Here is a 26,636-nt window from a genome sequence, read left to right as displayed (position 1 = left end):
CCGCGGCGTCAGTCGCCGTTGAGGCGGGCCGGCGGGCTCGTCGGCGCGGTCGGGAACAGCGGGAAGCCGCCGCCACCACCGTTGGGCGGCGTGTTCGTCGGCGTCGGGGTCGCCGTACCGGTCGGCGTCGGGTCGACCACCTCCGGCACGCTGACCACGATGGTCACCGTCTTGCCCTTCGCCAGGTCGCTGCCGGCCTTCGGGTTCTGCGACTGCACCCGACCCGCGCGGTCCGCCGGTACCTCGTCGCCCTGCTCCACGTTCACCCGGTAGCCGGCGTCCTCCAGCTCGTCCCGGGCGTCCTCCTCCGTGGCGTTGAGGACGTTCGGCACCTGAGCGACGTTGCCCTTGGAGACGGTGAGCGTGACCGTGGCGCCCTCCGCGACCGACGTGCCCTCGGCCGGCGACACCTTGAGCACGGTGTCCTTCCGCTCCGGGCTGTCCGCCTCCTTCCGGTCGACCACGAAGCCCTCGCTCTCGAGCCGCTTCTTCGCGTTCTCGTACGTCGCCCCCTCGAGCCCGGACGGGATGGCCTTCGTCGCCGGGCCGCCGCAGACCTGGACGGTGACCACCTGGTTCGCCTCCAACTGGGCGTTCGGCCGCGGGTTCTGCTCGGCGACCCGCCCCTTCTGGCAGGTGGCGTTGAAGATCTGGTCGCCGGCCTGGGGGACCAGGCCGGCCTGCTGGATCTGGGCGAACGCCTGCTCCTGGGTCAGCCCGGTCACCGTCGGCACGGTGACCTGCTTGTCCGCCTGCCGGCTCCAGAGCAGCGCGGCGACCAGGGCGATCACCGCGAGCACGCCGACCGCGGAGAAGGTGGCGATCAGCCAGGACGACGCCTTGCGCTGGCGCGGGTCGCCGACCCGGGCCGGAATCTGCCGGGTCTGCGGCGCGCCGGGGGCGGGCGGGTAGCCCGCCGCGCCGGCGGCCGGCGCCATCGGCATGGTCTCGTCCTCGCGCATCACCGGGGTGGCCAGCACCGGCCGGCCGGCCGCCGCGCGGAGCAGGTCGGCGCGCATCTCGCCGGCACTCTGGTAGCGGTTGAGCGGGTTCTTCGACAGCGCCTTGAGCACGATCGCGTCGACCGCCGGGTTGACGTCCGGGTTGATGTCGCTCGGCGTCGGGGGCGCCTCCCGGACGTGCTGGTAGGCGACACTGACCGGGCTGTCGCCGACGAACGGCGGGTGGCCGCAGAGCAGTTCGAAGAGCACGCAGCCGGCGGCGTAGACGTCGGAGCGGGCGTCGACCGCCTCGCCCCGGGCCTGCTCGGGGGAGAGGTACTGGGCCGTGCCGATCACCGCGCTGGTCTGCGTCATGGTGGTGGCGCCGCTGGCCAGCGCCCGGGCGATGCCGAAGTCCATGACCTTGACCTGGCCGGTCTGGGTCAGCATGACGTTGCCGGGCTTGATGTCCCGGTGGATGATGCCGTGCCGGTGGCTGAACTCCAGCGCCGCGCACATGTCGGCGCAGATCTCCAGCGCCCGCCGGGGCTGGAGCCGCCCCTCGGCGCCGAGCACCTCCTTGAGGGTCCGCCCGTTGACGAACTCCATGACGATGAACGGCAGCGTCTCGCCGGTCGGCGCGGTCTCCTCGCCGGTGTCGTAGACGGCGACGATCGCCGGGTGGTTGAGCGACGCGGCGTTCTGCGCCTCGCGGCGGAACCGCATCTGGAAGGTGGCATCCCGGGCCAGATCCGCCCGAAGCATCTTGATCGCGACATCTCGCCCGAGCCGGAGGTCGCGACCGCGGTGCACCTCGGCCATGCCGCCGTAGCCGAGCAGCTCGCCGACCTGGTACCTGCCACCGAGCAGGCGGGCCTGCGCTGTCATCGCGTCTGTCGTCCTTCGCTCGTCGTCGTCTCGCCGCTGCCCGGCCCGGGCCGTACCTGTCGACGGTACGACCATTCGGCCGGATCGTCGCGTCCGTCGAACCGTAGCGCGCCGGACGTCACCGTCTGCGGGGCGAGCGCGCCCGACTGCGTGCCCTTCCGCAGACTGTAGGAAATCACGCCGGAGCAGATGAGTACCAGTACGGCCAGGAGGATGGCGACGAACACCATGCCGCGGGACCGGCGGGGAGCCGGCTGCGGGGCGTACGCCATCGGGCGGGCCGCGGCGGGCGGGGGCACCGGGGCCGCGCCGCGCGGGTAGCCGGGCTGGGCGGCCGGCGGGCGGGGCGCCGCGGCCGGCGCGACAGCGGTCGGGCGCTGCGGGGCGACCGTCGCGCGCGGCGCGACCGGCGGGCGGGACTGCTGCGGCGCGGTGGCCGGCGGCCGGGCCACCGCCGTCGGCGGGCGCACCTGGGCGCGGGCGGCCGGGGCGGCCGGCGAGGACGGGGCGGCGGAGACCGGGCTGGCCTGGCCGGCGGCCCGGGCCTGCTGGGAGAGCGCGACCTTGAGCTGCCGGGCCACCCCGGCCAGCGCGGCGGCGCTGGGCCAGCGGGCGGCCGGGTCCTTGGCCAGGGCCCGCTCGACCACTGCCCGGACCTGCGGCGGAATGTCGGCGGGCAGCGGCCGGGGGGCCTCCCGGACGTGCCGCATGGCGATCTCGAGGGGGTTGTCGCCCTCGAACGGCCGCCGGCCGGCCAGGCACTGGTAGGCGACCACGCCGAGGGCGTAGACGTCCGACGCGGGGGTGGCGACGCCGCCGGTGGCCTGCTCCGGGGAGATGTACGAGGCGGTGCCGAGCACCGAGCCGGCGGCGGTGAGCTGCCCGACCAGGTCGGAGCGGGCGATGCCGAAGTCGGTCAGCACCAGCGTGCCGTTCGGCCGGACCAGCAGGTTGCCGGGCTTGACGTCCCGGTGCACGATGCCCTTCTCGTGCGCCGCGTGCAGCGCGTCGGCCGCCTGGGCCATCAGCGCCATCGTCCGGGCCGGGGTGAGCCGGCCGACCCGGTTCAGGGTGGCCGACAGCGCGTCGCCCTCGACGTACTCCATCACCAGGAAGGCGATCTGCTGGTCGTTGCCGAAGTCGTAGACGTCGACCACACCGGGATGGTTGATGGTGGCCATGGTGCGGGCCTCGCCGCGGAACCGCTCGGCGAAGCCGGGCTCGTCCAGCAACGCGGGGAGCAGGCTCTTCACCGCGACCGTCCGGCCGAGCACCTGGTCGGTGCCGCGCCAGACGTCGCCCATGCCGCCGCTGGCGATCCGCTCGTCGAGGCGGTATCGGTTGCCGAGCAGCACGCCGGGGCTGAGCATGTCAGCGGCCCCCCGGATCGGTGATCGCCGCCCGCATGATCTGGCCGCCGATCCGGGCGGCCTCGGCGCTGCCGCCGTCGCCGGCCTCCTCCAGCAGCACGCAGACCGCGGAGACCGCGTTGCCGTTCTTGTCGAGCGCGAAGCCGATGAACCAGCCGTGGTCGCGGGTCTGCGGGCCGGACTGGGCGGTACCGGTCTTGCCGCCGACGGTGTAGCCGTCGATCTGCGCCTGCCGGCCGGTGCCGTTCTCGACCACGCTGACCATCATCTCGCGCAGGTCGGCGGCGACCTGGCCGCTGACCGGCTGGCGCAGCTCCCGCGGGTCGGCGGTGTAGTAGCTGGTGGTGCGGTCCGGGCCGAGCAGCTGGCGGACCAGGTAGGGCCGCATCTGGCTGCCGCCGTTGGCGACCGACGCGGCGATCATGGCGCCCTGCAACGGGGTCATCCGGACGTCGCGCTGGCCGATCGAGGACTGGGCCAGCGCCGCCGGGTCGTCCCCGCCGTCGGCGTTCTGCATGTCGCCGGTACGGCTGGCCGCCACCGCGTGCCCGCCCTCGCCGAGCTGGCCGACGGTGAGGTCCTCCTGCTCGAAGCCGAACTGGCGGGCCTTCTCCTTGATGGTGTCGGCGCCGAGCCGGATGCCGAGCTTGGCGAATCCGGTGTTGCACGACTCGGTGACCGCCTCCATCAGGCTGACCTGGGACTCCGGGCAGATGGACGGGGCGGCGTTGCGGATCGGGGTGCCGGAGGTCGGCGGGGTGAAGCTGGCGCCGGCCGGGATCTGGGTGTTCTTGCCGACGCCGTTCTCCAGCGCGGCGGCCGCCACCACGATCTTGAAGGCGGAGCCCGGAGGCAGCACCTCGCCGAGCGCCCGGTTGCGCAGCGGGCGGTCCGCGTCCTGCTCCAGCTTGTTGTACGCCGCGGTCGCCGCGTCGGTGTCGTGGCTGGCCAGCGGGTTCGGGTCGAAGCTCGGCATGGAGACGAGCGCCTGCACCGCCCCGGTACGCGGGTCGACGGCGATCGCCGCCCCCTTGCTGACCCCCTGCTTGTTGTTCCGCAGCTGGTCGTAAGCGACGTCCTGGGCGCGCTTGGAGATGGTCAGCAGCACGTTGCCGCCGGCGGTCTGGTCGCCGGTGAACATGTCCTTGAACCGGTCGATGAAGAGCTGGTCGCTGGTGCCGGCGAGGAAGTCGTTCTCGCTCCGCTCGATGCCGGTGTCCCCGAGGTTGACCGGCTTGTAGCCGAGCACGTGCGCGTACTTGGCGCCGCCCGGGTAGGTGCGCTGGTACTTCAGCTCGCCGTCGGTCTCCTTGCTGACCGCGAAAGCGGTGCCGCCGGCCTCGATGTTGCCGCGCTTGCGCTCGTACTCGGCGACCTGGACCCGACCGTTGTAGTCGCTGGTGCGGTATTCATCCGCCTTGTAGGCCTGGATCCAGTTCAGGTTCGCGAAGAGCAGCCCGAAGAGGATCATCACGACGACGCCGACCCGGCGCAGGGGTGCGTTCACGGCCTGATCACCTCCGTGGGAGCACCGTGCAACTGCTCCGGCGGGCCGCCGGCGGGCCGGGCCCGCCCACCACCACCGGTGACCGGACGGCGGGCCGCGTCGGAGACCCGCAGCAGCACCGCGATCAGCAGCCAGTTGGCCATCAGCGACGAGCCACCGGCGGAGAGGAACGGGGTGGTCTGGCCGGTGAGCGGGATGAGCTTGCTGATCCCGCCGACGATCACGAAGACCTGCAACCCGAGGGTGAAGGCCAGGCCGCCGGCGAGCAGCTTGCCGAACGAGTCCCGCACCGCCAGCGCGGCGCGCAGCCCCCGCTCGACGATCAGCAGGTAGACCACGAGCAGCGCGGAGAGGCCGAACAGGCCGATCTCCTCGCCGATGCCGGCGAAGATGAAGTCGTTCTGCACCTCGGGCAGCAGGCCGGGCTGGCCGCCGCCCGGCCCGGCGCCGAACAGCCCGCCGGTGCCGAGCGCGAGCAACCCCTGCACGAGCTGGTAGCCGTCGTCGTGGGGGTCGGCGAACGGGTCCAGCCAGATCTGCGCCCGCAGGTAGAAGTTGGCGAAGGGACCGCCGACGACGTCACCGAGCAGGTACGCCAGGTAGGCGCCGCCGAAGAAGAGCACCAGGCCGATGAGCAGCCAACTGACCCGTTCGGTGGCGATGTAGAGCGTCACCACGAACATGCCGAAGTAGAGCAGCGAGGTGCCCAGGTCCTTCTCGAAGATGAGGACCAGGAGGCTGATCAGCCAGACCACCACGACCGGGCCGAGGTCGCGCCCGCGGGGGAAGTCGATGCCGAGGAACCGGCGGCTGGCCAGCGACAGCACCTCGCGCTTGCGCACCAGGTAGTAGGCGAAGAAGGCCAGCAGCGCCAGCTTGGCGAACTCGCCGGGCTGGATCGAGAACGTGTCGCCGAACTTGATCCACAGCTTGGCGCCGTTGATCTCCGAGTATCGGCTCGGCAGCACCGCCGGGATCATCACCAGCACGATGCCGGCCAGCCCCAGGGTGTACGCGTACCGGGAGACCGACCGGTGGTCGCGCATCAGGGCGAGCAGCCCGGCGGCGAGGATCACCGACAACAGCGTCCAGGCGAGCTGGCGGCCACCCGTGCCGGCGAAGGTGGCCAGGTTCTCCCGGTCGGCCGGCAGCGCCTCGCCGAGGTCGAGCCGGCGCAGGAAGCCCACCCCGATGCCGTTGAGCAGGGCGACCGCCGGCAGCAGGGCCGGGTCGGCGAACGGCGCGAGGAACCGGATCACCAGGTGCAGGCCGAGGAAGACGGCGGTGAGCGCGGCGGCCGGGATCCAGAAGTCGGGGGTGACCGTGTCGAGCACCTTCGCCTCGACCATCGCCCCGTACGCGGCCACCAGGCCCATCGCCAGCAGCAGCAGCGACAGCTCGGCGTTGCGCCGGGACCGGGCCAGGCGTACGCCGGGCTGCTCGCCCGTGGTGGCGGGCGAGGGTGCCGGGGTGGCCGGTGCGGTCACGATCGTCCTCTGGTTCGAGCCGGCGCCTATTCCGGCGACCGGCAGGCGGCCGGATCCAGCGCCGGCGCGATGGTGTCGGAGGGCGGGGCGTCGGGCGTGCTGGCCGGCGCGGCGCTACCGCTCGGCGCGCCGCCGGGCGTCGGGCTGCCGGTGGCGGGACCGGGCGTCACGCCCGGCGACGGCGTGCCCGGAGCGGGCGTCGCGCCGGTGGCGGCCGCCGTCATGGTCGGGCTCGGCGGGCAGATCGGCTTCAGGTTCGGGTTGGTCGGGGTGTCACTGGTCAGCTCGGCCAGGCGGCGCTCGGCGTCCGGCTGGCTCTTGGCCGGGATGCCCTGCTTGACCTGCTCCTGCGCGGCCAGGGTGAGATCGTCCAGCTCGGCCGGGCTGGTGGAGTGCACGGTGGAGAGGTCCATCCCGGCGATCTCGCCCTGGATGCCCCGGAAGACCGCCACCTGGCCGTCCTCGGTCGCCCCGACGTAGTACTGCCGCTGGGTGTAGCTCCACCCGCCGAACAGGCCGCCACCGAGGATCACCAGCAGCGCCAGCGTCATCGCGGCGGCGCGTACCGGGCGGTGCCGGCGGCGCTCCGGCTCGTCCTCGGCGCTCGCCGCCGGCTCCTCGGGAGCGGCGGGCCGGGGGGCGGACAGGGCCGAGGCCCGGGCCGCCGGGGTGGAGACATCGGCGGAGGTGGCCATGCCGCGGTCGCGGGCGGCGGCGCCGCCGACGATCGGGGTGGCCTCGACGATGTCCTGGTCGGTGGCGTCCGCGATGATCACGGTGATGTTGTCCGGACCACCGCCGCGGAGCGCGAGCTGCACCAGCCGCTCCACGCACTGCTGCGGGTCGGCGTACTCGCGCATGGTGTCCGCGATGGTGTCCGCACTGACCACGCCGGAGAGCCCGTCGCTGCAGATCAGGTAGCGGTCACCGGGCAGCACCTGGCGGACGGAGTATTCCGGGTCGATGTCGCGGCCGTCGAGCGCCCGGGTCAGCAGCGAGCGCTGGGGGTGGCTGCTCGCCTCCTCGGCGCTGATCCGACCCTCGTCGACCAGCATCTGGACGTAGGTGTCGTCCTTGGTGATCTGCGCGAACTCGCCGTTGCGCAGCAGATAGGCGCGCGAGTCACCGATGTGCACCATGCCCAGCTTGCTGCCGGAGAAGAGGGTGGCGGTGAGCGTGGTGCCCATCCCCTCCAGCTGCGGGTTGGCGTCCACGGTGTCGCGGAGCTGCTGGTTGGCGGTGCCCACCGCCGACCGCAGCGCGTCCACGAGGGCGTCCCCGGGGACGTCCTCGTCCAGTGGCGCCATGGCGCCGATGACGATGTTGCTGGCGACGTCACCGGCGGCCATGCCGCCCATGCCGTCGGCGACGGCGAGTAGCCGCGGCCCGGCGTAGACGGAGTCCTGGTTACCGTCTCGGATCAGACCGCGGTCGCTGTGGGCCGCATAGCGCAGGGTCAGAGTCATGGCCGTAATTCGAGGGAAGTGCGGCCGATCCGGATCGGCACGCCGAGGGGGACGGGGGTCGGTCCGGTGACCTTAGCGCGATCCAGGTACGTCCCGTTAGTCGAGCCGAGGTCCTCGACGAACCACTGCCCGTCGCGCGGCACCAGCCGGGCGTGCCGCGCGGAGGCGTAGTCGTCGGTGATGACGAGGGTGGAGTCCTCGGCCCGACCGATGGTGATCTGCGCTTCACCGAGAGTGATCCTGGTGCCGGCCAGTTGACCGGCGGTCACCACCAGCTGGTGCGCCGCCCTGCCCCGCTTCACCTTCGCCGGTTTCGCCGCCTGCCCGGTCGACGCGCCGACCGCCCGGGGCGCGGCCACCAGCCGGCCCGACCGGGCGCCCGCGAAGAGATCCCGGCGGATGACGCCGACCACCGTGAACACGAAGATCCACAGCAGGATGAGGAACCCGAACCGGGCGACGGTGATGACGAGTTCCGGCAAGGCGGGTCAGCCGTCCACGCGGAAGGTCAGCGTCGTGGTGCCCAGCTGGATCATGTCCCCGGGGTTGAGCGCGACGGCGGAGACCCGCTGGCCGTTGACCATCGTGCCGTTGGTCGAGCCGAGGTCGGTCAGCACGACCTGGCCGCCGTCGAAGTCCAGCCGGGCGTGCCGGCGCGAGATGCCGACGTCGGGCAGGCGCAGGTTGGCCTGGTCGCCGCGGCCGATCACGGTCGAGCCCATCTGGAGCGGGTAGGTGCGCCCGTCGCCGGAGACCAGCCGGACGTTGCGGCCGCCGCCGTGCCCCGGCGGGGGGCCGTAGCCGCCGCCCTGGTCGTAGGCGGGGTACGCGGGCGGCCCGGCGTCGTAGCCGGGCGCCGAGACCGGGGCGACCTCGCCGCCGGTGTAGACCTCGGCGGTGACCCGGAACATGCCGGTGTCCAGCCCCTCGCCGCGCTCGATCTCGACGATCACGTCGCCGTAGACCGTCCAGGCCTGCTCGCCGATGAACTCCGCCTGCGACTGGGCCAGTTCCTGGGCCAGCGCGGCGGCGTACGGCGCCAGCCGACTGTGGTCGTACGGCGAGAGATCGATCACGTAGCGGTTGGGCACCAACGTGCGCCCACCAGCCAGGATGGCCTTGTGCGCCTCGGCCTCCCGCTGCATGGCGTTGAGGATCTCCACGGGGTGGACCACCCCTTTGAAGACCTTGGCGAAGGCCCCCTCGACCAGGCCTTCCAGACGCTTCTCGAAGCGTTGCAGCACGCTCACCGGCTCCTCCTCGGGTCCCGAGGACATGATGGTATCCGGCCGGGGCGCGCGCAGCTCACACGCCGCTCGGCCGGCTGGCGCCCGCCCGTTCGGACGGGCCGATGTTGTCGTGCTACTCTTTCGTCCGCCACGAACGGTAACCGCTCGACGAACGGTAACCGGTCGCGGTCGACGACCGGAGCCGGTAACCTGGCCGGGCCCCGCTGGAGACAGCAGGACCGGCACAGACTACAGTGTTCGAGGTCGAGCCACGGGGAAGTGGCGGAATGGCAGACGCGCACGGTTCAGGTCCGTGTGCCCGAAAGGGCGTGGGGGTTCAACTCCCCCCTTCCCCACCAGATGTGACGAGGGCTCCGCAGCGATGCGGGGCCCTCGCGCCGTATCGGGGCGTGCCGTACGTCACGCTATGCTCCGATGGTTTCTGCCTCCGATGGACCAGGAGTGGCGTGTGAGTGTCGCGTTCGTGACCGGGTCGGGCGGGCTGATCGGCTCCGAGGCGGTCCGGCACTTCGCCGGCCTCGGTCTCGACGTGGTCGGCATCGACAACGACATGCGGCAGGAGTTCTTCGGCGAGGAGGCGTCGACCGCCTGGAACGTCCGGCGGCTCACCGACGAGCTGGGGAGCGCGTACTCGCACCACAGCATCGACATCCGGGACCGGGACGCGCTGGCGAAGCTGTTCCGCCGGTACGGCAGCGACATCGCCGTGGTGGTGCACACCGCCGCGCAGCCCTCGCACGACTGGGCGGTACGCGACCCGTTCACCGACTTCGACGTGAACGCCGGCGGCACCCTCAACGTGCTGCAGAACGTGCGCGAGCACTGCATCGAGGCGCCGGTCATCCACTGCTCCACGAACAAGGTCTACGGCGACCGGCCCAACAGCCTGCCACTGGTGGAGCTGGAGACGCGCTGGGAGATCGAGCCGGGACACCCGTACGAGCAGGGCATCCGCGAGGACATGTCGATCGACTCGTGCCTGCACTCGATCTTCGGCGCCTCCAAGGTGGCCGCGGACGTGATGGTGCAGGAGTACGGCCGCTACTTCGACATGCGGACCGCCTGCTTCCGCGGCGGCACGCTGACCGGCCCGGCCCACTCGGCCACCGAACTGCACGGCTTCCTCGGCTACGTGATGCGCGCCAACATGGAGCGCCGGACGTACAAGATCTTCGGCTACCAGGGCAAGCAGGTGCGGGACGCGATCCACAGCTCGGACGTGGTTTCGGCGTTCGAGGCGTTCTTCCGCAACCCCCGCTCGGCGGCGGTCTACAACCTCGGCGGCGGCCGGCACTCCAACACCTCGATGCGGGAGGCCTTCACGATCGCCCAGGAGATCACCGGCCACGAGATGATCTCCGAGTACGTCGAGGCGAACCGGATTGGCGACCACAAGTGGTGGATCGGCTCCAACGAGGCCTTCCAGGCCGACTACCCGGAGTGGAAGCAGGTCTACGACGTACCCATGATCATGCGGGAGATCTACGAGGCCAACGTGGACAAGTGGGTGCCGGGAGCATGACGCCGAGCCGCAAGCGCAACGTCCTCGGCGTCCTGGTCGACGCCACCGACTACGCCGCCGCCACCGAGCAGGTGGTGGCCGCCGCGCAGGAGCGCCGGCCGCTGGCGCTGACCGCGCTCGCCGTGCACGGGGTGATGACCGGGGTGCTCGACCGGGCGCACAACGCCCGGCTGAACTCGTTCGACGTGGTCACCCCGGACGGTCAGCCGGTGCGCTGGGCGCTCAACCTGCTGCACGGCGCCGGCCTCACCGACCGGGTCTACGGCCCGACCCTGACCCTGCACGTGCTGTCCCGGTTCGCCGACGAGGGGCTGCCGGTCTACCTCTACGGCTCCACCGAGGAGACCCTGTCCCGGCTGATCCCGGCGCTGGAGCGGATGTTCCCGGCCCTCAAGATCGCCGGGGTGGAGCCGTCCAAGTTCCGCGCCGTGCACCCCGGCGAGGATGTCGAGATCGCCGACCGGATCAAGGCCAGCGGGGCCCGGCTCGTCCTGGTCGGGCTCGGCTGCCCGCGCCAGGAGGTCTTCGCGTACGCCATGCGGCCGCTGCTGGACATGCCGCTGATGGCCGTCGGGGCGGCGTTCGACTACCACGCCGGGCTGCTGCGCAAGCCGCCGCCGTGGATGCAGCGGGCCGGCCTGGAGTGGCTCTGGCGGCTCGGCCTGGAGCCGAAGCGGCTCTGGCACCGCTACCTGGTGCTCAACCCGGCCTACCTGAGCCGGCTGTTCGCCCAGAAGACCGGCCTGTGGAAGGCGACCCCGCCGCCGCCGGCCACCGGACGCCTGACCGACTTCGCTGTCTGACCCGCGTCACGACTACCGCGAGGGGCCCCTCCCGGGCTGGGAGGGGCCCCGATCGGTCGCTGGTCAGAGGGTCAGCGTCCAGGTGTTGAGGTAGCCGGTGTCACCGGAGTAGACGTCCCGCACCCGCAGCTGCCAGGTGCCGTTCGCCGCCTCGCTCGACAGGTTCGCGGTGTAGGTGGTGTTGATGTTGTCCGCGCCGTCCCAGATGCTGCTGTTCTTCAGCCGGTAGGACGAGCCGTCCGGGGCGACCAGGTCGACCACCAGGTCACCGCGGTAGGTGTGCACGATGTTCACCGCCACCGTCGAGCTCGACGAGGCGTTCCGGGCGCACCCGGAGATGGTGATCGAGCTGGACACCGTGGCCCCGGTGTCCGGGATCGCCACGTCGGTGCCGTTGCTGCCGGAGCAGCCGCCGCCACCGGAGCCGGTCACCGTCAGGGTGTACGTCGCGGTCCGGGTGCCGGAGGTCGCGCTGCCGGTGACGGTCACCGGGTAGGTGCCGGGCGGCGTGCTGGCCGAGGTGCTGATGGTCAGCGTCGACGAACCACCCGAGGTCACCGTGGCCGGGTTGAACGTGGCGGTCGCGCCGGACGGCAGGCCGCTGGCGGAGAGGCTGACCGACTGGGCCGAGCCGTTGGTGGTGGCGGTGCCGACAGTGGTGGTCACCGAGCCGCCGGGCGCGGTGGAGCCGGAGGTCGGCGAGACCGAGACGGAGAAGTCGTTCACCGGCGGGGTGCCGTCGTTCACCACGTAGAGCAGCCGGTTCGGGGTGCCGGTGCCCGGGTTCGTCACCACGTTCGGGGTGGCGTTGTTGACCAGGCTGTCGCGCACCTGCTGCGGGCTCCACGACGGGTTGGCCGAGAGCACCAGCGCCGCGGCGCCGGCCACGTGCGGGGACGCCATCGAGGTGCCGCTGATCGTGTTCGTGGCGGTGTTGCCGGTGTACCAGGCGGAGGTGATGTTGACCCCCGGCGCCAGGATGTCGACGCAGGTGCCGAAGTTGGAGAAGCTCGCCGCCGCGTCGTTGTTCTGGGTGGCGCCGACGGTGATCGCCGAGGCGACCCGGGCCGGCGAGTAGTTGCAGGCGTTCTGCCGGTTGCCGAAGATGTCGCCGTTGCCGGCCGCGACGGCGTACGTGATGCCGGAGTTGATGGAGTTGGTGACCGCGGTGTCGATCGAGCTGTTGGCGCCGCCGCCCAGGCTCATGTTCGCCACCGCCGGCTTGACCGCGTTCGCGGTGACCCAGTCGATGCCGGCCACGACCTGGGCGTTGGTGCCCGAGCCCTGGCAGTTCAGCACCCGGACGCCGACGATCTGGACGCCCTTGGCCACCCCGTACGCGGAGCCGCCGACGGTACCCGCGACGTGCGTGCCGTGGCCGTTGCAGTCGTCGGCGGAGCCGCCGTCCACCGCGTCGAAGCCGGAGACCGCCCGGCCGCCGAAGTCGTTGTGCCCGTACAGCACGCCGGTGTCGATGACGTAGGCGCGCACGTTGGACGCCGTGTTCGGGTAGGTGTACGAGTTGTTCAGCGGCAGGTTGCGCTGGTCGATCCGGTCCAGACCCCAGGACGGGGGGTTGGTCTGGGTGCCGGAGATCGTCACCGTGTGGTTCTGCTCGACGTACGCCACCGCGGGGTCGGCGGCGATCCGCGCGGCGGCCTTCGCGCCGACCCGGACCTCGAAGCCGCGCAACGCCGCGCCGTAGGTACGCGCCACCGTGCCGCCGTGCCGGCCGACCAGGCGCTGGGCGTTGTCGCCCACCGCGCTCCGCCCGACGGCGCTGTCCTTGAACACGACGATGTAGCTGTCCGCGACGGCGGTGTCCCCGCCGGCACTGCGGATCACCCCGACCGGTTCGGCGGCCATCGCGGGCGTGGCGGCCGCCACCATCGCCAACGCGGCCACCCCGACGAGTACGGACCTGTGTGGAAGAGCCATCTTCCTACCTCCCTCCTCCGACCAGCACCGAGCGTCCACCCGTTCGTGGCGGGCGGATCGATGGGCACCAATCGGTCTGAGGGTAGATCGACCCGGAGAGACTGATAAACATGTCGAATCGTCAATAACACCAGGGGGATGACCCCCTACGGGACGCGACTACGGGCGGAACGGGGGACGGGCCCGGATTCGCCCGGCCCGCGAACGGGCAAGGCTGTGAGACATGGAGAGCCATCTCGCCGTGCTGCTGCCGGTCGCCGCCGTCTGGCTGGCCGCCGGCTACGTCGCGGACGGGCTGCCCCGGATCGACCACGCCCACGCCCTGCGCCGGCGGGCCGGCTGGTCGCTCGTCCTCACCCTGACCGGACTGGGGCTGACCGCGGCGGTGCTGGCCGCCGGGCTGTCCAGCGGCGGGGCCACCATGGCGGACCGGGCCGCCGGCAACCTCGCCCTCGCGGCCGGACCGGCCGCGCTGGTCGCGCTGCTCGCCGTACGCCGGCTGCGCCGGTTGTGGGCCGGCGCGGGCGCCTTCGCCGACGCGCCGGACACGCCCGCCCCGCACGGCCTGCGGGCCGCCGCCGCGCATCCGATGATCGGGCTCCCGTTGCAGGTCACCGGCCTCGCCACGGTGCCGGCGCTGCTCACCGCCGGCGGCGCGGACCTGCTCGTCGAACCTGGCGTGACCGGTCCGGCGATCACCGTCGGCGCGCTCGCTGTCGCCGTGCTCGGGGTCCGGCACGCGCTGCGGCACAACCGCCTGGCCGAGCGGGCGCTGCCGGCGGAACCGCCGGCGGCGGTGCGCTGGGCGGTGCCGGTCGAGCGGATGACGCTCGCCGAACCGGCCGAGCCGGTGTCAGCGGGAGCGGCCGCCGGCCCCCTGCACGTATAGCAGTTCCAGGATCGCCCGGGTCGCCTCGAACCAGCGGTCCAGCCAACCGGGCGGCGGCACGCTGCCCTTCGGCGGCAACTCCATCAGCAGGCCGCGCAGCAGCGGGTGGTCGGCCAGCGACTCGTTCGGCTCCATCGACCAGCCGCCGGGTGGGAACGAGGGCTCGGTCAACGGGTTCGGGTCCAGCGACGGCAGGGAGAGCGGCGGTCCGGCCTGCTCGGGTGCGGCGGGCGCGGCGTCCCGGCCGACGTTCTCGGTGTCGGTCGACACCACCTCGGTCAGCACGGTGTCCCGGCGCGCCCCCCGGTACTTGCCACCGAACCGCTCCGGTTTGCCCGGGCCGTTGGTGAGGTTGTCTGAACCGATCGTCGTCATCCGTCTCGCCTGCCTAGCCTCGGTTGTCGATCCGCGGCGGGTTGTCGACCAGCGCCGTACCGAGGGGTACAACGAGACGGGACCGATGTGGCGACGGGAATCCCGGCGCCGGGGTCGCGTCCGGGCCGCCGGGCGGCGCCGCGGCGGCGGGCACGGCGGGGCGACGGCGGCCCCGTCCCGCCTGGCACGGGGGCACGGGCGGGTCCCCGTCCGGCGGACCGGACGGGGACAGCCGCGGTGTCACCCGGTGGTCAGTCCCGGCCGAAGCCGCCGCGCTTGGCGCCATCGACGAAGGCGTGCCAGTCGCCCGGGGCGAAGACCAGGGCGGGACCTGTCTTGTCCTTCGAGTCCCGGACCCCGACCGCCCCGGTCACGTACGCCACCTCCACGCAGTTGTCACAGTTCGGGCCGCTCTTCGAGCTCTTGAACCACGTTGCCTGCGTCAGGTCCACGGGGAACCCCTTGGTCGCCATTTCCACAACGGCTCCTCTGCCAGTTTCGCGATGTGTGCGATGGACTCCTCCGGACGAATGGCGGCCGCACGGATGTGATCGAAGATGAAGCTGTACTTCTGCAGTTCGTCACTCTTCTCCAGGAAGAGCCCACCCGTGGCGTTCTCCGCGTACACGACATCCGGATCACCGGGCTCGGGGAAGCTGAGGATCGTGAAGGTGCCGTCCATGCCGGCGTGCGCCCCCACCTCGAACGGCAGGATCTGCAACGTCACGTTCGGCAACTCGGCCACCTCGACCAGCCGCTTGAGCTGGCCACGCATCACTTCGTCCCCGCCCACCGGCCGGCTCACCACCGCCTCATCGAGCACCACCCACAGATCGACCGGATCATCCTGAGTCAGCAACGACTGGCGACCCAGTCGGACACGGACACGTTGTGCGACCTGTTCGGCGGTGAAGTCCGGCCGAGCGGCGCGGATCATGGCACTCGCGTACTCCTCGGTCTCCAACAGACCGGGGACCACCTGCTGCTCGTACGCCCGGATCGAGCTGGCGGCCGCCTCCAGCCCGACGTACGCCCCGACCAGGACCGTGCTGTAGGGGTGCCACCAGCCCTTCTGCCGGGCCTCCCGGGCGATCTGCACCAGCTCGTCGCTCTCCGCGCCGACCACGCCGTAGATCCGGAGCATGTCCCGCACGTCCCGTGGGGTGGCGGTGGTGTGGCCGGTCTCGATCCGGGAGATCTTCGACGCCGAGCACTCCAACTGCTCCGCGACGGCCTCGATGGTGATCCCGGCCGCCTCCCGCTGCCGACGCAATTCGGCGCCGAGCCGGCGCCGGCGGATCGTCGGGCTGCGCCGCTCGCTCACGATCGCACCTCGGCTGCCGTTCCGGACCGCTCGCTGGCCCTCACCGGTACACCTCCGCGTGGACGCGCCGCTGTCGCCGCCCGCCGGGGCGCGACCCTGGGGCAGCGGGCGAGGCGTTCGCGGCAGGGGTGGTGCCGGTCGTCGGCCGGCCGCGACGGGCGAAACCGGCCCCCAGTGTGCCGTTTGGACGGCGACGGCTTCAAGCGTCCCGATGCGCGAGCCGCTCGCGTATCGGCAAAAGTCGACGTGCAACTTGCATGTCGCACGTGTCTGATGCACTCTGTCCGTATGGCACGGGTCACTCACCGTCAAGATCGCTCGCCCGGAGCGGTGACCCCACCAGCGCCCGGAAACCGGACGGTGATCGTGCCCGACCTGCGACAACAAGATCTGCCCCGGGCTGATGACCCCGCCGCTGCACGCCAGCAGACTGCGGCGGCGGGAGCGGTGCCCGGGAGCGATCGGGTGTTGGTCGGGTGGCGGCACGCCACCAGCGGGCGCCGCCCGACCACCACCACCCGCACCCGCCGGCCCACCGGGCACGACCCCGTCGCCCGGCCGGAAACCTTCCCCCGCCCAGCTCCGCCGGCCCGTCCGCCGGCCAACCCTCCCCAGGAGCCCATGTGCTTCCCCGCTCCGGTGACGTACTGCACGTGACTCGCGCGGCGAGTGTCCAGTTCCTCAGGCCCATCATGTTCCGGGTGATCCGGGTGCTCGACTGGCCGACCTACGACGGTTGGCTCTGGCTCGACGGCTACGAGTTGAACGCGGCGGGGGACGCGGTCAACCGGCGGTCGATCTTCGTACAGCGGCAGGGGCTGCGCCATCTGCGGGCCGCCCCGGAAACCCGCCCGCACACCGTGCGGACGGCCCGCCGGCCGGTCGTACGGACCCCGGTCCGGGTGGGCTGACCGCTCCGAACGGCCGCCGGGGGGCATGCCGCCGCCATAGAATCGGTATGCCCACCCCGGCAGGTTTCCACCCCGCGCGTCCAGGACCCCGAACCTGGGATGGCCATGGTCAATCAGTCCGCCGCGCGGCGGCCCCACCGCTCCCGTATCGCCTACGCCTTCGGAATCCTGGCGCTGTTGGGCGCCGCGACCACGCTCGTGGTCGTGGTCCGCGACCCCGCCCTGTCGTCCACCCGACTCACCGATCCGGTCCCGGCGCCCGAGATCACCGTGATCGGCGAGGACCCGTCGGCGCGACCGCACGACGAGTACGACCCGTTCGCGTTCTACGAGTCCGACCCGCCGGCGACCGAGCCGACCCCCGACGCCGGCGCGCCGGTCGACGCCGCACCGCCGGGCGCGGAGCCGGCGGCGGCCGGCGGGCACACACCGGAGGACATCCGCCGTTCGCTGTTCTGGTCGGGCGTCCTCGGCCTGGCCATCTCGCTCGCCGGCCTGGGGTTGGTGGGGACGAGACGCCGAATGTGGTGACCGGTCCCCCGACCGGGCCGCCCGGCGCCGGATCAGTCCGCCGGGCCGGATCAGGCTCGGGCTGGGCTGGGCTGGGCCGGGCTGGGCTGGGCTGGGGCTCGGATCGGGCCGGGGTCGGATCGGGCCCTGGGTCGGTTGGGGCCGGCTCGGCTCGGGCGCGCCGCCGGAATGGGCTCAGCCCGTCGGGGTGGGTCCGGTGGTCGGCTCGCTGGGGCTCGCGGTCGGCGTCGGCCTGCCCCGGGAGACGGTCAACGTGACCTCCTCGTCGGCCGGCACCCGTTCGCCCGCCGCCGGGTCGGTCTCGATCACCGTGCCGGCCGGCTGGTCCGACGCCCGGTACTCGACCCGGTGTTCCAACCCGAGCCGGTCCAGGATCGCCTCCGCCGCCTCCCGCGACAGACCGACCAGCGGCGGCACCGGCACCTCGACCGGTTCACTGGTCGGCGGTGCGGACGGCGACTCGGTGGTGGGCTCCGCGGTGGTCGGCGCGGGCGTGGTCGGCGCGGTCCGGGTCGGTGACACCGACGGGGTCGGGCCGGGTTCCGTCCCGTCGTCCGCCGACTGGAGCGCGAACCACAGCCCGGCACCGAGCAGGGCGAGCAGCAGCAGCACGACCACGCCCCAGAGGATGGGCAGCCACCAGGGCCGGCCGCTGTCCTCGGCGTACCACTCGCCGCCAGCCGGCTGGTAGTCGGCCGGCCGCGGTGGCGGCACCTCGGCCCGGCCCGACCACGGCGCCGGGCCGGGACGGTCGGTCGGCGGCAGCGGGGCGGTCCGGTCGGGCGCGGCCGGCTCGGGCGGCTGCGCCGCCGTCCGGTCCACCGGGCCGGGCAGCCGCTGCGTCCGGTCGACCGGTTCCGGCCCGCCGGCCCGGTCGTCCGACGGCGGCAGCGGCCGGGTGGAGTCGTCCTGCTCCCCGGCGGGCGGCTCCTGGCGCTCGTCGCTCATGCCGGCACTCCGCTTCGCCGCGTGCCGCCATGAGGCACCCTCACGCTGTACCGATGATTCGCTCGCCGACGCTCGCTCATGCCGGCACTCCGCTTCGCTGCGTGCCGCCATGAGACACCTTCACGCTGTACCGATGATTCGCTCGCTGACGCTCGCTCATGGCACGTCCTCCCCGAGCCGGGACGGGCGACTTGGCCCTCGCCCGTCAACCTAGCGGTCCGGGCGGCCATCGGCCGGGATCAGCGTGCCGACCCGCCCGTCACGGCACCGGGGACGCGGTGACCGAGCCGGGCGCCGCCACCCCGCACCAGAGGGCCACCGGGTCGTTCCAGTTACCGGCGGTGTCGCCGGCCGGCTCCTGGCGGGTGACCACGCCCCGCCGGCCAGACCGGTACCGCGGGTAGAAGCCCTCGTCGACCAGTTCGTCGGCCGCGTCGTCGCACTCCTCACCGACCACGTCGGGCACCGTGCTGGCCGGCGCCGGACCGGCGACGTAGAGGTGCACCGTGGTGCCCGGCCGCACCTCCGCACCGACAGCGGGAGAGGTACGGGTGACGCTGCGCCCGGTGCCGGTGCCGAAGATCAGCCGCCAGCCCAGCCGCCGCTCCCGCAGTTCGTCGCGGGCCTCGACGAAGTCGGTGCCGATCAGCGGCGGCACGGTCAGCCCGGTGGACCGGGTCGGCGACGTCGACCGGGGCGCGGTCGGGGTGACCTCGGCACGGCTCGGAGCGGCGCTCGGGCTGCCGGTCGGCACACCGGTGCTGGCGCCGGCGACGGGCCGGCCGGTGGGTTCGGTGTCCTCCCCGGCGAGCAGCCACCCGCCGGTGGCGCCGATCGCGGCGAGCAGCGCGACGGCCAGCCCGCCGCCGAGCACCAGGGTCAGCCGATCCCGCCCGGCCCGCGCGCCGTCCGTTCCCGGGCCCGTGTTCCCGTCCGTCATACCGCCCACCGCCTCATCCCCGGCGACCGTACCCGGCGCCGCCAAGCCCGTTCCGCGCGGTCGCCGCGCGGCACCGTGGTCGCCGTCCGTCATCGGGCGACCACCCGGCGGTACGGTTCCCCGCGTCCCGATCCCCGGCGTGCCCGCACCACTCGCCGCGCCGACCCCGGGACGTTACGCTGCCCCGCATGGCCAGACGGGGCTGGGGAGGATCGATCGCCACCGCGATCGGCGTGGCTGCCGGCGCGGGCGCCGCCCAACTGGGTTTCGGCTACGGGCTGGGCATCATCAACTGGGCACCGGCCGACCCCGGCGCCGGACCGGCGAGCTGGGTCGCCAGTCTGGTCTGGGCCACCTGGATCGCCGCCACGTCGACCGTCTTCGGTGCGGTCTGCGCCCAGCGGCTGCGCGACCGGGGTACGCCGAGCCGCCCGCCGGTCGATCCCCGACCCGGCGACGCTTCGCCCGCCGCCGACCCGACGCCGGGCACCGGCACGGCCGACCCCGACGCCGGACCGGAGCAGGTCGGGCCGCTGCGGCTGCTCCTCCTGGCGCTCGCCGCCGGTGCCGGCGCGCTGATCACCGTGCTGCTGGTCGCCGTACCGGCCCGGATGGCGGAGGTGGCGGACACCCCCTCGCCCCGGGAGGTCGCCGCCGGCTACGCGGCGGTCGGGGTGCTGGTGGGCGTCCTCACCGCGACCTGGGCGCTGCGTTCCCGGGCCGCCGCCGCCAACGTCATCGCCACCATCGCCTGGCTCTGGCTGCTCGCGGTGGTCGCCGTGGTCGACGGCGTGCTCGCCGGGCGCGGGCTGACCAGCGCGCAACTCGGCATCTGGCAGCTCAGCGCCGACGACGGCCGGTACTGGATCCGGGACTACCTCTACTGGCCCGGCGCGGTGCTGTCGTTGGGCTCCGCGCTGGTCATCGGCGCGCTCGCGGCCCGGGGCGCCGCTCGGCACCCCGACCACCGGGTCGGCGCGGTGGCCTCCGGCGCGGCCGGGCCGCTGCTCGTCGCGGTCGCCTACTTCCTCGCGGTGCCCCGGGTGACCGCGATCAGCCCGGAGCAGGTGTCGGCACACCTGATCGCCCCGTACGCGGTGATCGTCGGCGTCGGCGGTTCGGCGCTGGTGGCCGCGCTCGCCCAGCGCGCCGCCCGCCGTTCGGCGCCCACCGCCCCGGCCGCCGTCGAGCCGGCACCGGCCACACCGGCCGAGCCGGGGTCGACGGATCCGGTCGGATCCGGGACGGCGCGGGTGCCCCGGCAGCGTGCCGGCAGGACCGTCCGCCCACCCGCGGTCGGCGACCCGGCCACCGTCGGCGCCCCCGATCCGACCAGCGTGGGCGGCACCGCCGTCGACCCGGCCACTACCGGTGCCACCGGCACCGAGCCGGCCACGGCCGGCGGCCCGTCCGCCGCCCCGACCGGCGACGCGAAGCGGGCCGGCACCTCGAAGCCGGCCGGTGGCGCGGGAACCACGGGGACTGATCCGGCGACGCCGGCGGGCGACCCGGAAGGCGCCGCGGCTGGCGACGGTCCGGCCGGGCGACGCGCCCGGTCGACCCGACGCCCCCGCTGACGGCCATCCCCGACGGGACGACCGGCGGCGGCCGCCGCCTCCGTCAGTCCACCGGCCAGGTGTGCACCGGCTCGTTGCTGCGCTGGAGTTCGGCGTAGCGCTGGACCATGTGGTGCAGGGCGGCGTCGCGGTCCATCCCCCGGTGCCGCTCGGCGGCCCAGACCGCCTCGGTCTGCCAGACCGCGCCGTTGCGGCCGGTACGGCAGCGCTGCTCGATGATGCCGAGCAACCGGTCCCGCTCCGCCGGGGCCACCCCGAACCGGTCCAGTCCGGCCGCCGCCCGGGGCAGCAGCACGTCGAGGACCAGCTTGGTCACCGGCACCTCGCCCAGCCGCGGCCAGTGCAGGACGGCGTCCATCCCGCGCCGCGCGGCGGCGTGGAAGTTCTCCTCGGCCGAGCTGAAGGTGAGCTGGCTCCAGATCGGCCGGTCCGCCTCGGCCAGCCCCCGGGCCAGCCCGAAGTAGAAGGCCGCGTTGGCCAGCATGTCGACCACGGTCGGCCCGGCCGGCAGCACCCGGTTCTCCACCCGCAGGTGCGGACGGCCGTCCATGATGTCGTAGACCGGCCGGTTCCAGCGGTAGACAGTGCCGTTGTGCAGCCGCAGCTCACCCAGTTGCGGCACGCCGCCGCCGTGCAGCACCTCGACCGGGTCCTCGTCCTCGCAGATGGGCAGCAGCGGCGGGAAGTAGCGGACGTTCTCCTCGAAGAGGTCGAAGATCGAGGTGATCCACCGTTCGCCGAACCAGACCCGGGGGCGTACGCCCTGCGCCTTCAGCTCGTCCGGACGGGTGTCGGTGGCCTGCTGGAACAGCGCGATCCGGGTCTCGGCCCAGAGCTGCCGGCCGTAGAGGTACGGCGAGTTGGCGCCGACGGCGACCTGGGCCGCGGCGATCGCCTGGGAGGCGTTCCAGTAGTCGGCGAAGCTGTCCGGCGCGACCTGGAGGTGGAACTGGAGGCTGGTGCAGGCGGCCTCGGGGGCGATCGAGTCGGTGTGCGTCTGGAGCCGCTCGACGCCCCGGATGTCGAGTTCGATGTCCTCTCCGCGGGCGCCGACGATCTGGTCGTTGAGCACCCGGTAGCGCTCGTTGGTGGAGAGGTTGTCGGCGACCAGGTGCCGCTCGGTGAGGGTGGGCAGGATGCCGACCAGGACGATCTTCGCGTCCGACTTGGCGGCCCGCTCGTCGGCCCGGGTGAGGCTGCCGCGCAGCTCGTGCTCGTAGTCGACGAAGCCGGTGCCCTCGATCAGCCGGGGCAGCGCGTTGAGTTCCAGGTTGAACTGCCCCAGCTCGGTCTGGAAGAGCGGATCGGCGATGTCGGCGAGGATCTCCTCGTTGCGCATCGCCGGCTCGGCGGCCGAGTCGACCAGGTTGAGCTCGATCTCCAGGCCGGTCATCGGCCGGTCGGCGTCGAACCCGAAGTCGTCGAGCATCAGCGCGAACACGTCCAGGCAGCGCCGGACCTTCTGCCGGTAGCGGACCCGGTCCTCCCGGGAGAAGGCGCCCTGCGCGACGTCCCTGCCCATGTCGTCCTCCCGGCGCGAGGCGCACTCGGGACGCGTACCGTCCCGGAAACGCATTGTGAACCATCCACGTTAAGAGCGTTGATCGCGGCGGACCAGAGGCCGGGTCCGCGGCCCACCGGCCGGGACGACCGCGACCCGTGCGAACGCGCTCCCGCCGGCATCTCTACCCAGCCGGTCCGGCCGGCCACCGCACCGCCGGGGGAACGAGCCGTGACAAATCGCACCCGTCCCGGCCAACCCCGCGGGCCGGGTCCGGGGTAGGGACGACGTCGGGCCCGTGCCGGCGTGCGGCACGGGCCCGAGTGCGTCGGATCCGGGGATCAGGCCTGGCGGACGGCCTCGCCCTCGATCTCGATCTTGACCTTCTTGCCGACCAGCACGCCGCCGGTCTCCAGGGCGACGTTCCAGGTCAGGCCGAACTCCTCGCGGTCGATCTCGGTGCTCGCGGAGAAGCCGAAGATGTCCTGGCCGAACGGGCTGCGGCCGACACCCTCGAACTCGACCTCCAGCTCGACCTGCCGGGTGACGCCCTTGACCGTCAGCTCGCCGAGGAGGACGAACTCGTTGCCGTCGCGGGACTTCACGCCGGTGCTGCGGAACTCCAGGGTGGGGAACTTCTCCACCTCGAGGAACTCGGCGCTGCGCAGGTGCGCGTCCCGGTCGGCCTGCTTGGTGTCGATGCTGGCCGCCTGGATGGTGGCGGTGACCGAGGACTGCATCGGGTCCTCGGCGACGGTGATGGTGGCGGCGGCGTCGGCGAACTCACCGCGTACCTTGCTCACCATCATGTGTCGGGCGACGAACCCGACGCGCTTGTGCGCCGCGTCCAGCACATAGGTGCCGGCGGTGGGGATGGTGAGGCCCTCCCAGTCGCGGGTAACCGGTTCGACGCTGCTGGTCATGGAAACTGCCCTCCGAGAGATATCGTTTAGTAGCCCAACGACTGCCTCAGCAACTATAGCGGCAGCAATATTCCTCGTGTCAAGGACTGTTAGGATGTACGGGTGAACCAGAACGTGTTCGACGACCCCCGGATCACCGCCGTCGGCCTGCTCTTCGAGGCGCATGCCGGGCTGTCGGCCCGGTTCTCCGCGCAGTTCGAGGAGCACGGCCTGTCGTCGGTCGAGTTCGAGGTGCTGACCCGGCTCGCCCGCTCACCCGGCAACCAACTGCGGATGACCGACCTGGCCGCACAGACCTCCCTGTCCACCAGCGGAGTCACCCGGGTGGTGGACCGGATGGAGCGCGACGGCCTGCTCACCCGGCGCGCCTGCCCCTCCGACCGGCGCAGCTCGTACGCGGTGGTCACCGCCGCCGGCCTGCAACGGCTCGACGAGACGCTCCCCGGCCACCTGCGCATCATCGAGCAGTGGTTCACCGGCCAGCTCGACCCGGCCGCGCTGGACGCGCTGCTCGACGGCCTGCGCCGGGTACGCGACGCCGTGCACCCGGGTGCCACCGCCGGCAGCACCACGCTGCCGGTGGAGTCCGCGGCGGCGCCGACCGGCTGCTGAGCCCGCCCGCCCGCCGGAACCGGCACCTCCGCCGGGCCCCGAACCGGACACCGGCAGAAAGACCGGCAGAACTGCCGCCGGCAGCGGGAGATAGTCGATCAAACCGGACGGGCGTCCCTCGGCCCGGTGGCTAATCTTCCTGCCACGGGGACCCACCGGGGGGTGACGGCGCGGGCGAAGAGCGAGGGGTAACAGGGGGCTTCCTCGCCCGCGCCACCCCGGTCCCGCGTTGCCGCGGCACCCGCGCCACGGGCTCGTCCCCGGCACCCGGCCCACCGCCCGGCCCGGCCGCCCCGCTGCGCGTCTCGGCCAGCGCGTAGAGCAGCCCCTCCTCCTGCGGCAGCAGTCGGATGCCGCTCTCCCGGCAGACCCGGTCGAGCCGGTCGAGCACGCTGTGGTCGGCCGTGCTGGCGGCCAGCCCGACCAGCGCCTCCACCACGTCCCGCCGGTCCTGGCCGTCCACCCCGGCCTCCGCCGCGGCGGCGAACCACTCCGCTGCCAGCTCGCGGTCACCCCGGTGCAGGGCCAGGTTCCCCTCGATCAACGCGCAGATGCCGTCCTCCGGCCGCGGCCCCGAGCCGCAGCCCGCCGCCGGGGCCGAGCGCAGCTCGGCGAGCACCTCGTCCGCCTCCGCCGACCGGCCGTCCTGGGCGAGCGCCAGGCCGACCGTGCCGAGCACCCGGCGCCGGTGTCCCGGATCACCCAGCCCGGTCAGCGCCGCCACCACCTGACGGCCCTGGTCGACCGCGTCCGCGTACCGGCCGGCGAGGCGGGCCACCTCGGCCAGGTTGGCCCGGGCCAGCACCCGCAGCCGGGGCTCCCCGGCCTGGGCGGCGAGCCGGTCGACTGCGGCCAGCCGGCGCCGGGCCGCGGGCAGGTCACCCACCCGGATCTCGTGCCAGGCGAGGTTGTTCTGGGCCACCGCCATGTCCCGGGTCCGGCCGTTGCGGGCGGCCAGCTTCAACACCGCCTCGGTCTGCTCGCGGCCCTCGTCGTGCCCGCCGGTGGCGATCAGCAGCGCGCAGAGCACGGTGCGCGCCTCCAACTCCCCGGTCACGTCGCCGACGTCGCGGAACGCGGCCAGCGCGGCCCGGGCCGCCGGCAGCTCCTCGGCGCCGCCGCCGTGCTCGGCGGCGAGCCGGGCCACGCCGAGCAGCGCCCACGCCCGCAGCACCGGGTCGGCGTCGGCGGTGCGCGGGTCGGCGAGCAGCCGGCACAGCCACTGCCGCCCGGCGACGTCCCGCCCCCGGAACCGCCACCACCGGGTCAGCCCGGCGGCCAGGCGCAGCGCGGTCAGCGGGTCGTCGACGGCGGCGTGCGCGAGCGCGGAGCTGATGTCGCCACTCACCTCGTCCAGCCGGTGCACGGCGGCCGGCAGGTTCGCCCCGACCAGGTCCGGTGCGGTCCGGGTCACCAGCCGGGCGATCACCTGGGCGTGCCGGCGCCGGATCGCGGTCAGCTCGCCGGAACCGGTGGCCTGCTCGATGGCGAAGTCCCGGACCGCGTCGAGCAGCCGGAACCGGAACGAACCGGTGCCCCGTACGCTCAGCAGCCCGATCTCGACCAGCCGGTCGAGCAGCGGCACCGGGTCGACGGCGACCGTGCCGTCCCGGTCTGCCTCGTCGGCGAGCATCTCCTCGGCCAGCTCGACCGACCACCGGTTGCCGAACACGGCGAGCCGGCGCAGCGCCGCCCGTTCGTCCGCGGCGAGCAGCCGGTAGCTGGTCGCCACCGCGTCCCGCAGGGTCATCGCCACCGCCGCCCGGGTGCCCTCCGGCCAGCCCGGCTCGACCTCCCAGCCCGACCGCCCCGCGGGCCCGGTGGCCAGGTCCAGGACCCGGTCGCCGTACCGGTCGAGCAGCTCGTTGAGGTCGAGGATCCGGCCCCGGGCGGCCATCAGTTCGATGGCCAGCGGCAACCCGCCGAGCCGCCGGACCAGCGCGGCCAGCGCCGGCAGCTCGATCGGGCGGGGCGGCTCGCGTCGCACCTGGGCCAGCCGGGCGGTGAAGAGCGCCACCGCCGGGTAGCCGGCGAGCGCGGCGGGCCCGGCCCGCTCACTGCCCGGCGGGGGTACGTCGAGCGGCGACACCGGGCGTACCCGCTCGCCCGGGACGCCCACCGGGTGCCGGCCGGTGACCAGCACCCGCAACGACGGCACGGCGGCGGCGAGCCGGTGCAGCGCCTCGGCCACCGCGTCCGGCGCGCGCTCGACCGCGTCCATGAGCAGCAGGGCGGGCCGGCCGTCGAGCCGGGCGGCGAGTTCCGGCATCCGGGCGACGCCGAAGACGGCCACCGACGCGGCGAGCACGTCGCCCGCGTCCGAGCCCTCCCCGATCAGCACTCCGGCGACGCCGGCGGGATGGCTGCCGGCCGCCGCGTGGGCCGCCGCCAGGGCCAGCGCGGTCTTGCCGACGCCGGCCAGCCCGACCAGGCTCACCAGCCGCGGGCCACGCTCGTCGGCGAGCAGGTCGGCCAGCTCGGCCAGGTCACGGTCCCGCCCGATCAGCTCGACCGGGGGCGGAAGGGCGTTCGGGCCGGCGGCGTCGGCGGGCTCGGCGTCGGCGGACACCCCGGCCGGGTCGGCCGGCACCGCCGGGCGGGCGGCGGCGAGGAACGCCGAGCGGGCCGGCCCGGTCAGGGTCAGCGCCCCGGCCAGCAGCTCCACGGTGGTCCGCTGCGGCCGGGCCGAGCGGCCCCGCTCCAGGTCACGGACGGTACGCACACCGACGCCGGCCCGGGCGGCCAGCTCGGCCTGGGTGAGGCCGGCGGCGAGCCGGTGCCGGCGCAGCAGTTCCGCCAGGCTGGGGCGGCCGGAGCTCGGCGCAGGATCACGGTCCGCGTTCATCGGCTGGAAGCGTACGGATGGGGTGCGACCGCCGGCAGCGGAGCGTCGGGCTGCCGACGCCGCCGCGCCGAAATCCGACAGCCCGAGC

Annotated in this window: 22 protein-coding genes, 1 tRNA gene and 1 pseudogene; 8 read left to right on the top strand and 16 right to left on the bottom strand. The window is 73.6% G+C overall.

Going from position 1 to position 26,636, the window contains the following annotated elements; all coding sequences use genetic code 11:
• Positions 1-8: 8 nt before the first annotated feature.
• From pknB to SM577_RS22795, 7 genes are read right to left on the bottom strand one after another with little or no spacing between them, the layout of a single operon-like run.
• On the bottom strand, positions 9-1,829 hold the full coding sequence (pknB, locus tag SM577_RS22825; RefSeq protein WP_474580142.1) for a Stk1 family PASTA domain-containing Ser/Thr kinase: 1,821 nt from the start codon (positions 1,827-1,829) through the stop codon (positions 9-11).
• Positions 1,826-3,199, bottom strand: coding sequence for a serine/threonine-protein kinase (locus SM577_RS22820; protein ID WP_474580143.1), 1,374 nt, complete (start codon positions 3,197-3,199; stop codon positions 1,826-1,828). Before SM577_RS22820 ends, pknB begins: the two co-directional genes overlap by 4 nt.
• A gap of 1 nt (position 3,200) precedes the next feature.
• On the bottom strand, positions 3,201-4,706 hold the full coding sequence (locus SM577_RS22815; protein ID WP_474587928.1) for a peptidoglycan D,D-transpeptidase FtsI family protein: 1,506 nt from the start codon (positions 4,704-4,706) through the stop codon (positions 3,201-3,203).
• Positions 4,703-6,193 carry an FtsW/RodA/SpoVE family cell cycle protein gene (locus SM577_RS22810; protein WP_474580144.1) on the bottom strand — a complete coding sequence of 497 codons (1,491 nt, stop codon included), beginning with the start codon at positions 6,191-6,193 and terminating at the stop codon, positions 4,703-4,705. Before SM577_RS22810 ends, SM577_RS22815 begins: the two co-directional genes overlap by 4 nt.
• A 26-nt stretch (positions 6,194-6,219) precedes the next feature.
• Positions 6,220-7,659: a PP2C family protein-serine/threonine phosphatase gene (locus tag SM577_RS22805; RefSeq protein ID WP_302922402.1), complete on the bottom strand. Its 1,440-nt coding sequence runs from the start codon at positions 7,657-7,659 to the stop codon at positions 6,220-6,222.
• Entirely contained in the window at positions 7,656-8,141 is a 486-nt protein-coding gene (locus tag SM577_RS22800) for an FHA domain-containing protein FhaB/FipA (protein ID WP_074315675.1), read from the bottom strand. Before SM577_RS22800 ends, SM577_RS22805 begins: the two co-directional genes overlap by 4 nt.
• 6 nt (positions 8,142-8,147) lie before the next feature.
• The gene (locus SM577_RS22795) at positions 8,148-8,936 is read right to left on the bottom strand and encodes an FhaA domain-containing protein (protein ID WP_088996759.1); all 789 of its coding nucleotides are present in this window, start codon (positions 8,934-8,936) and stop codon (positions 8,148-8,150) included.
• A gap of 225 nt (positions 8,937-9,161) precedes the next feature.
• Between SM577_RS22795 and SM577_RS22790 the strand changes: the two genes are divergently transcribed.
• The 3 genes from SM577_RS22790 (at position 9,162) to SM577_RS22780 (ending at position 11,234) form a co-directional block, all read left to right on the top strand.
• Positions 9,162-9,247, top strand: a tRNA-Leu gene (locus SM577_RS22790).
• A 68-nt stretch (positions 9,248-9,315) separates the two neighbouring features.
• Positions 9,316-10,431: an NAD-dependent epimerase/dehydratase family protein gene (locus SM577_RS22785; RefSeq protein WP_474587927.1), complete on the top strand. Its 1,116-nt coding sequence runs from the start codon at positions 9,316-9,318 to the stop codon at positions 10,429-10,431.
• A complete protein-coding gene (locus SM577_RS22780) occupies positions 10,428-11,234 on the top strand; it encodes a WecB/TagA/CpsF family glycosyltransferase (protein WP_474587926.1) in 807 nt (268 codons plus the stop codon). The genes SM577_RS22785 and SM577_RS22780 overlap by 4 nt, the downstream gene beginning before the upstream one ends.
• A gap of 63 nt (positions 11,235-11,297) precedes the next feature.
• Here the strand turns inward: SM577_RS22780 and SM577_RS22775 are convergent, their stop codons facing one another.
• Positions 11,298-13,172: a S8 family peptidase gene (locus SM577_RS22775; protein ID WP_474587925.1), complete on the bottom strand. Its 1,875-nt coding sequence runs from the start codon at positions 13,170-13,172 to the stop codon at positions 11,298-11,300.
• Positions 13,173-13,395: 223 nt separating this feature from the next.
• Here SM577_RS22775 and SM577_RS22770 point away from each other — a divergent pair, with 223 nt between their 5' ends.
• Entirely contained in the window at positions 13,396-14,061 is a 666-nt protein-coding gene (locus SM577_RS22770; protein WP_474587924.1) for a hypothetical protein, read from the top strand.
• Here SM577_RS22770 and SM577_RS22765 read toward each other — a convergent pair.
• The 3 genes from SM577_RS22765 to SM577_RS22755 form a co-directional block, all read right to left on the bottom strand.
• On the bottom strand, positions 14,026-14,436 hold the full coding sequence (locus tag SM577_RS22765) for a hypothetical protein (protein ID WP_474587923.1): 411 nt from the start codon (positions 14,434-14,436) through the stop codon (positions 14,026-14,028). The two genes, SM577_RS22770 and SM577_RS22765, sit on opposite strands and share 36 nt — an antisense overlap.
• Before the next feature lie 251 nt (positions 14,437-14,687).
• The gene (locus SM577_RS22760) at positions 14,688-14,909 is read right to left on the bottom strand and encodes a DUF397 domain-containing protein (protein WP_088996754.1); all 222 of its coding nucleotides are present in this window, start codon (positions 14,907-14,909) and stop codon (positions 14,688-14,690) included.
• Positions 14,879-15,760 carry a helix-turn-helix domain-containing protein gene (locus SM577_RS22755; RefSeq protein WP_088996753.1) on the bottom strand — a complete coding sequence of 294 codons (882 nt, stop codon included), beginning with the start codon at positions 15,758-15,760 and terminating at the stop codon, positions 14,879-14,881. Before SM577_RS22755 ends, SM577_RS22760 begins: the two co-directional genes overlap by 31 nt.
• Positions 15,761-16,383: 623 nt before the next feature.
• On the opposite strand from SM577_RS22755, the gene SM577_RS22750 reads away from it, so the two are divergent.
• Both SM577_RS22750 and SM577_RS22745 read left to right on the top strand, forming a co-directional pair.
• Positions 16,384-16,671, top strand: a complete 288-nt coding sequence (locus SM577_RS22750) for a hypothetical protein (RefSeq protein WP_474587922.1) — start codon at positions 16,384-16,386, stop codon at positions 16,669-16,671.
• Between the two features lie 99 nt (positions 16,672-16,770).
• Entirely contained in the window at positions 16,771-17,202 is a 432-nt protein-coding gene (locus tag SM577_RS22745; RefSeq protein ID WP_474587921.1) for a hypothetical protein, read from the top strand.
• A gap of 174 nt (positions 17,203-17,376) precedes the next feature.
• Here the strand turns inward: SM577_RS22745 and SM577_RS22740 are convergent, their stop codons facing one another.
• Both SM577_RS22740 and SM577_RS22735 read right to left on the bottom strand, forming a co-directional pair.
• Positions 17,377-18,150, bottom strand: coding sequence for a PASTA domain-containing protein (locus SM577_RS22740; protein ID WP_474587920.1), 774 nt, complete (start codon positions 18,148-18,150; stop codon positions 17,377-17,379).
• Positions 18,151-18,409: 259 nt separating this feature from the next.
• Positions 18,410-19,090 carry a PASTA domain-containing protein gene (locus SM577_RS22735; protein WP_474587919.1) on the bottom strand — a complete coding sequence of 227 codons (681 nt, stop codon included), beginning with the start codon at positions 19,088-19,090 and terminating at the stop codon, positions 18,410-18,412.
• Positions 19,091-19,278: 188 nt separating this feature from the next.
• Here SM577_RS22735 and SM577_RS22730 point away from each other — a divergent pair, with 188 nt between their 5' ends.
• Positions 19,279-20,667 (top strand): hypothetical protein, encoded by a 1,389-nt coding sequence (locus SM577_RS22730; RefSeq protein ID WP_474587918.1) that lies wholly within the window; start codon positions 19,279-19,281, stop codon positions 20,665-20,667.
• Between the two features lie 43 nt (positions 20,668-20,710).
• Here the strand turns inward: SM577_RS22730 and SM577_RS22725 are convergent, their stop codons facing one another.
• The gene (locus SM577_RS22725; protein WP_474580149.1) at positions 20,711-22,189 is read right to left on the bottom strand and encodes a glutamate-cysteine ligase family protein; all 1,479 of its coding nucleotides are present in this window, start codon (positions 22,187-22,189) and stop codon (positions 20,711-20,713) included.
• Between the two features lie 320 nt (positions 22,190-22,509).
• Positions 22,510-23,091 carry a YceI family protein gene (locus tag SM577_RS22720; RefSeq protein WP_302922414.1) on the bottom strand — a complete coding sequence of 194 codons (582 nt, stop codon included), beginning with the start codon at positions 23,089-23,091 and terminating at the stop codon, positions 22,510-22,512.
• Between the two features lie 102 nt (positions 23,092-23,193).
• Here SM577_RS22720 and SM577_RS22715 point away from each other — a divergent pair, with 102 nt between their 5' ends.
• Positions 23,194-23,703, top strand: a complete 510-nt coding sequence (locus tag SM577_RS22715; protein ID WP_302922415.1) for a MarR family winged helix-turn-helix transcriptional regulator — start codon at positions 23,194-23,196, stop codon at positions 23,701-23,703.
• 310 nt (positions 23,704-24,013) lie between these two features.
• Here SM577_RS22715 and SM577_RS22710 read toward each other — a convergent pair.
• Positions 24,014-26,548 (bottom strand): annotated as a pseudogene (locus tag SM577_RS22710) (ATP-binding protein); the annotation flags it as partial.
• Between the last annotated feature and the right edge of the window lie 88 nt (positions 26,549-26,636).

The sequence above is a fragment of the Micromonospora desertarenae genome, assembly GCF_056150265.1.
The sequence above is the reverse complement of the archived record's forward strand: the minus strand, read 5'-3'. Positions and strand labels throughout refer to the sequence as shown.

Bases quoted from the DNA above. Each gene is read 5' to 3' on its own strand.
- pknB (WP_474580142.1), bottom strand. From the start codon at position 1,829: ATGACAGCGCAGGCCCGCCTGCTCGGTGGCAGGTACCAGGTCGGCGAG.
- SM577_RS22820 (WP_474580143.1), bottom strand. From the start codon at position 3,199: ATGCTCAGCCCCGGCGTGCTGCTCGGCAACCGATACCGCCTCGACGAG.
- SM577_RS22805 (WP_302922402.1), bottom strand. From the start codon at position 7,659: ATGACTCTGACCCTGCGCTATGCGGCCCACAGCGACCGCGGTCTGATC.
- SM577_RS22795 (WP_088996759.1), bottom strand. From the start codon at position 8,936: ATGTCCTCGGGACCCGAGGAGGAGCCGGTGAGCGTGCTGCAACGCTTC.
- SM577_RS22785 (WP_474587927.1), top strand. From the start codon at position 9,316: ATGCTCCGATGGTTTCTGCCTCCGATGGACCAGGAGTGGCGTGTGAGT.
- SM577_RS22780 (WP_474587926.1), top strand. From the start codon at position 10,428: ATGACGCCGAGCCGCAAGCGCAACGTCCTCGGCGTCCTGGTCGACGCC.
- SM577_RS22775 (WP_474587925.1), bottom strand. From the start codon at position 13,172: ATGGCTCTTCCACACAGGTCCGTACTCGTCGGGGTGGCCGCGTTGGCG.
- SM577_RS22770 (WP_474587924.1), top strand. From the start codon at position 13,396: ATGGAGAGCCATCTCGCCGTGCTGCTGCCGGTCGCCGCCGTCTGGCTG.
- SM577_RS22765 (WP_474587923.1), bottom strand. From the start codon at position 14,436: ATGACGACGATCGGTTCAGACAACCTCACCAACGGCCCGGGCAAACCG.
- SM577_RS22760 (WP_088996754.1), bottom strand. From the start codon at position 14,909: ATGGCGACCAAGGGGTTCCCCGTGGACCTGACGCAGGCAACGTGGTTC.
- SM577_RS22745 (WP_474587921.1), top strand. From the start codon at position 16,771: ATGGCCATGGTCAATCAGTCCGCCGCGCGGCGGCCCCACCGCTCCCGT.
- SM577_RS22740 (WP_474587920.1), bottom strand. From the start codon at position 18,150: ATGAGCGACGAGCGCCAGGAGCCGCCCGCCGGGGAGCAGGACGACTCC.
- SM577_RS22735 (WP_474587919.1), bottom strand. From the start codon at position 19,090: ATGACGGACGGGAACACGGGCCCGGGAACGGACGGCGCGCGGGCCGGG.
- SM577_RS22730 (WP_474587918.1), top strand. From the start codon at position 19,279: ATGGCCAGACGGGGCTGGGGAGGATCGATCGCCACCGCGATCGGCGTG.
- SM577_RS22725 (WP_474580149.1), bottom strand. From the start codon at position 22,189: ATGGGCAGGGACGTCGCGCAGGGCGCCTTCTCCCGGGAGGACCGGGTC.
- SM577_RS22720 (WP_302922414.1), bottom strand. From the start codon at position 23,091: ATGACCAGCAGCGTCGAACCGGTTACCCGCGACTGGGAGGGCCTCACC.